This window comes from Streptomyces sp. NPDC047853 (assembly GCF_043204535.1).
Classification (GTDB): Bacteria; Actinomycetota; Actinomycetes; order Streptomycetales; family Streptomycetaceae; genus Streptomyces.
In genome coordinates, this window is the sequence record NZ_JBIDCI010000046.1 from 1 (window position 1) to 4469 (window position 4469).

A 4469-nucleotide genomic window follows, 5' to 3' on the forward strand; every position below is an offset into this window, starting at 1 on the left:
GCAGTCGGTGTATGCGGCGGCCAATGCGCATCTGGATGCGTTGGCGGAGCGGCGTCGTGCGCGGGGGCGGGTCGCGACGTCCGTGGCCTGGGGCCTGTGGGGCGGCGACGGCATGGGAGCGGACGACGGCGTCAGGGAGTTCTACGCCGAGCGCGGCCTCGCCCCGATGCGGCCCGAGGCGGGCATCGAGGCACTGCACACGGCACTGAACCAGGACGACACCTGCGTCACGGTCGCCGACATCGACTGGGAGCACTTCGTCACCGGGTTCACCGCCTACCGGCCCAGCCCCCTGATCTCCGAGATCCCCCAGGTCCGCGCGGTGCGCGCCCCCGAGCCCACCGTGGACGCGTCGGACGGACTGCGCCGGCGCGTCGAAGCCGCCCTCACCCCGCGCGAGCGCACCAAGGTCCTGGTCGACCTGGTCCGTACGGTGGCGGCCGAGGTGCTGGGCCACGACGGGATCGACGGCATCGGCCACGCCGTTGCCTTCAAGGAACTCGGTTTCGACTCGCTGGCCGCGGTGCGGATGCGCGGCCGGCTCGCCGAGGCGACCGGCCTCGTGCTGCCGGCGACGGTCATCTTCGACCACCCCACCGTCGACCGGCTCGGCGGCGCGCTGCTGGAGCGGCTGTCCGCGGGCGCCCCCGCACCGGGCGGCGCGCCGGATCCCGTCGGCGGAGGCCCCGCGACCCCGCCGCCCGCACCGGAGCCGGCCGTCCATGACACCGACGCCCACGAGGCCGACATCGACGCACTCGACGCGGACGCCCTGATCCGGCTGGCCACGGGAGCCGCAGGAGCCCCCGAACCGGCCGACGACGGGCCCGACCCGGCAGGGCCCGACCCCGACGGAGCACCGGAGCAGTAGCGCGCCCCCCACCGGCGCCGACCGGCATCACGCCCCGCCGCCGCCGCCCTCTCCCCAGCGAGCAGACGAGGAAGCCGAAGATGTCACCGTCCATGGACGAAGTGCTGGGTGCGCTGCGCACCTCCGTCAAGGAGACCGAGCGGCTGCGCCGGCAACACCGGGAGCTCCGGGCCGCCGCGCACGAACCGGTCGCCGTCGTGGGCATGGCCTGCCGCTACCCCGGTGGCGTGAGCAGCCCCGACGACCTGTGGCGGCTCGCCGCGGACGGTGTGGACGCGATCACCCGCTTCCCGGCCGACCGCGGCTGGGACGAGGACGCCGTCTACTCACCCGACCCCGACACGCCCGGCACGACGTACTGCCGCGAAGGCGGCTTCCTCACCGGTGCAGGGGACTTCGACGCGGCCTTCTTCGGCGTCTCGCCGAACGAGGCACTGGTGATGGATCCGCAGCAGCGGTTGCTGCTGGAGACGTCGTGGGAGGCGGTGGAGCGGGCCGGGATCGTCCCCGCGTCGCTGCGCGGCAGCCGCACCGGTGTCTTCGTCGGAGCCGCGCACACGGGATACGTCACCGACACCGCGCGGGCGCCCGAGGGCACCGAGGGCTATCTGCTGACGGGCAACGCCGACGCCGTGCTGTCCGGCCGGATCGCCTACACCCTGGGACTGGAGGGGCCCGCGCTGACCGTCGGGACGGCGTGCTCGTCGTCGTTGGTGGCGTTGCACCTGGCGGTGCAGTCGTTGCGGCGGGGCGAGTGCGACATGGCGCTGGCCGGCGGGGTCGCGGTCATGCCCGACCCGACGGTGTTCGTGGAGTTCTCGCGGCAGCGGGGGCTGGCGGCGGACGGGCGGTGCAAGGCGTTCGCGGAGGGGGCGGACGGGACGGCGTGGGCCGAGGGTGTGGGTGTGCTGCTGGTCGAGCGGCTCTCGGATGCCCGCCGTCGTGGTCATCGGGTGTTGGCGGTGGTGCGGGGCAGTGCGGTCAATCAGGATGGTGCGAGCAACGGCCTCACCGCGCCCAGCGGGCCCGCCCAGCAGCGGGTGATCCGTGACGCGCTGGGCGACGCGGGGCTGACGCCCGCCGACGTGGACGCGGTCGAGGCGCACGGTACGGGGACGGCGTTGGGTGATCCGATCGAGGCGGGTGCGTTGTTGGCGACGTACGGGCGTGATCGCCGGGGCGGGGATCCGTTGTGGTTGGGGTCGTTGAAGTCGAACATCGGGCATGCGCAGGCGGCTGCGGGTGTGGGTGGTGTGATCAAGGTGGTGCAGGCGATGCGGCACGGGTCGTTGCCGCGGACGCTGCATGTGGATGCTCCGTCGTCGAAGGTGGAGTGGTCGTCGGGTGCGGTGGAGCTGTTGACCGAGGCCCGGCCCTGGCCGTCGGAGTCGGTGTCGGGTCGGGTGCGGCGCGCCGCCGTGTCGGCCTTTGGTGTGAGCGGGACCAACGCCCATGTCGTCCTCGAAGAGGCACCGATCCAGGCGCCGGAGAAGGCCGAGGCCGGGGACGGCCCCGCACTCGAACGACCCGGCACGGTCACCGGCCCGCTCCCCTGGGTGTTCTCGGCACGCTCGCGGGAGGCGCTGCGCGGCCAGGCCGGACGGCTCGCCGACCTCGCCCGCCGGGGACACACGGAGGGCACCGACGACGGCTTCGCCCCCGCGGCCGACGTCGGATACTCCCTGGCCACCACCAGGGAGACCCTGGAACACCGGGCGGTGGCGCTGGTGCACGAGCCCCGGGCGGTCGGGGAGGACCTCGCCGCGCTGGCCGCCGGCCGCACGCCGGAAACCGTGGTCACGGGTGTCGCGCGTCGTGGCCGTGGGATCGCCTTCCTCTGCTCGGGGCAGGGCGCCCAGCGGCTCGGCGCAGGTCGGGAACTGTGCGAGAGGTTCCCCGTCTTCGCCGACGCCCTCGCCCGGATCGCGGCGGCGTTCGACGCCCACCTCGAACGCCCGCTCCTGTCGGTGCTGTTCGCCGAGCCCGCCACCCCGGACGCCGCCCTGCTCGACCGCACCGACTACACCCAGCCGGCCCTCTTCGCGGTGGAGAGCGCGCTCTTCCGGCTCCTGGAGAGCTGGGGCCTGGTCCCGGACGTCCTCGTGGGCCACTCCATCGGCGGACTGGTGGCGGCTCACGCGGCGGGAGTCTTCTCGGCGGCCGACGCGGCCCGGCTGGTCTCCGCACGCGGCCGGCTGATGCGGGCCCTGCCCGAGGGCGGCGCGATGGCCGCCGTGCAGGCCACCGAGGCCGAGGCCGCCGCGCTGGGGCCCGTCGTCGCCGGCGGCGCGGTCGTCGCCGCGGTCAACGGACCGCAGGCCCTCGTCCTCTCCGGGGACGAAGCGGCCGTACGGGCGGCGGCCGGTGAACTGGCGGCCCGCGGACGCCGTACCAAGCGCCTGAGGGTGAGCCACGCCTTCCACTCACCCCACATGGACGCCATGCTCGCCGACTTCCGCGCGGTCGCGGAAACGGTCGACTACCACGCCCCCCGCGTGCCGGTCGTCTCCGAGGTGACCGGCGCCCTCGCCGACGCCGCGCTGCTGACGGACCCCGGCTACTGGACCCGCCAGGTGCGGCAGCCGGTGCGCTTCGCCGACGCCGTGCGCGCCGCGAGCGCCCGGGACGCCGCGACCTTCATCGAGCTGGGCCCCGACGCCGTCCTGTGCGGCATGGCGGAGGAGTCCCTGGCTGCGGAGGCCGACGCCGTGTTCGCCCCCGCGCTGCGCCGCGGGCGGCCGGAGGCCGACACCGTGCTGCGGGCCGCCGCGAGCGCCTACGTCCGGGGCGCGGACCTGGACTGGGCCGCGCTCTACGAGGGCACCGGGGCCCGGCACACCGACCTGCCCACCTACGCCTTCCAGCACAGCCGTTACTGGCTCGCCCCCACCGCGACCACGGACGCCACCGCCGCGACCGCCTCCTCCGCCCGTCCCGTGCCGGAAGCCGAGCGGGACGAGGCGCTGTGGGACGCCGTGCACGCCGGTGACGCCGCCTCGACCGCGGCGCGACTGGGCGCCGGCGACGCCGGCATCGAACACGAACTGCGCGCCGTACTACCGCACTTGGCCGCCTGGCACGACCGGCACCGCACGGCCGCGCGGACCGCGGGACTGCGCTACCGCGTCACCTGGCAGGCGATCGAGGCAGACGCTGTCAGGTTCAGCACCTCGGATCGCTGGCTGATGGTCGAGCATGGGCAGCGCACGGACTCCGCGGACGCCGCGGAGCGGGCCCTGCGCGCGGCCGGCGCGGAGGTCACCCGCCTGGTGTGGCCGCTGGAACAGGACGCCGGATCGCCGCGGACGGACACCCCGGACCGCGGCGCCCTGGCGGCACGGCTGACCGGGCTCGCGCGGAGCCCGGAGGGCCTGGCCGGAGTACTGCTCCTCCACGACTCCGGCGGGGCCGCGGTCACCGGCCACCCCGGGCTGGACCAGGGAACGGCGGCGGTGCTGCTGACGATCCAGGCCCTGACCGACGCCGCGCTGGAGGCACCACTGTGGGTGGTGACTCGGGGTGCGGTGGCGGTGGGGTCGGGTGAGGTGCCGTGTGCGGTGGGTGCGCGGGTGTGGGGGCTTGGTCGGGTGGCTGCTTT

Annotated in this window: 2 protein-coding genes; both read left to right on the forward strand. The window is 75.2% G+C overall.

The genetic code is table 11. The features are described 5' to 3' along the window. On the forward strand, positions 1-871 hold an 871-nt coding region (locus tag ACGF5T_RS35990; RefSeq protein ID WP_366769450.1), incomplete at its 5' end, for a beta-ketoacyl reductase. 101 nt (positions 872-972) lie between these two features. Further along, the coding region (locus ACGF5T_RS35995; RefSeq protein WP_392890349.1) for a type I polyketide synthase at positions 973-4469 on the forward strand (3497 nt) is incomplete at its 3' end.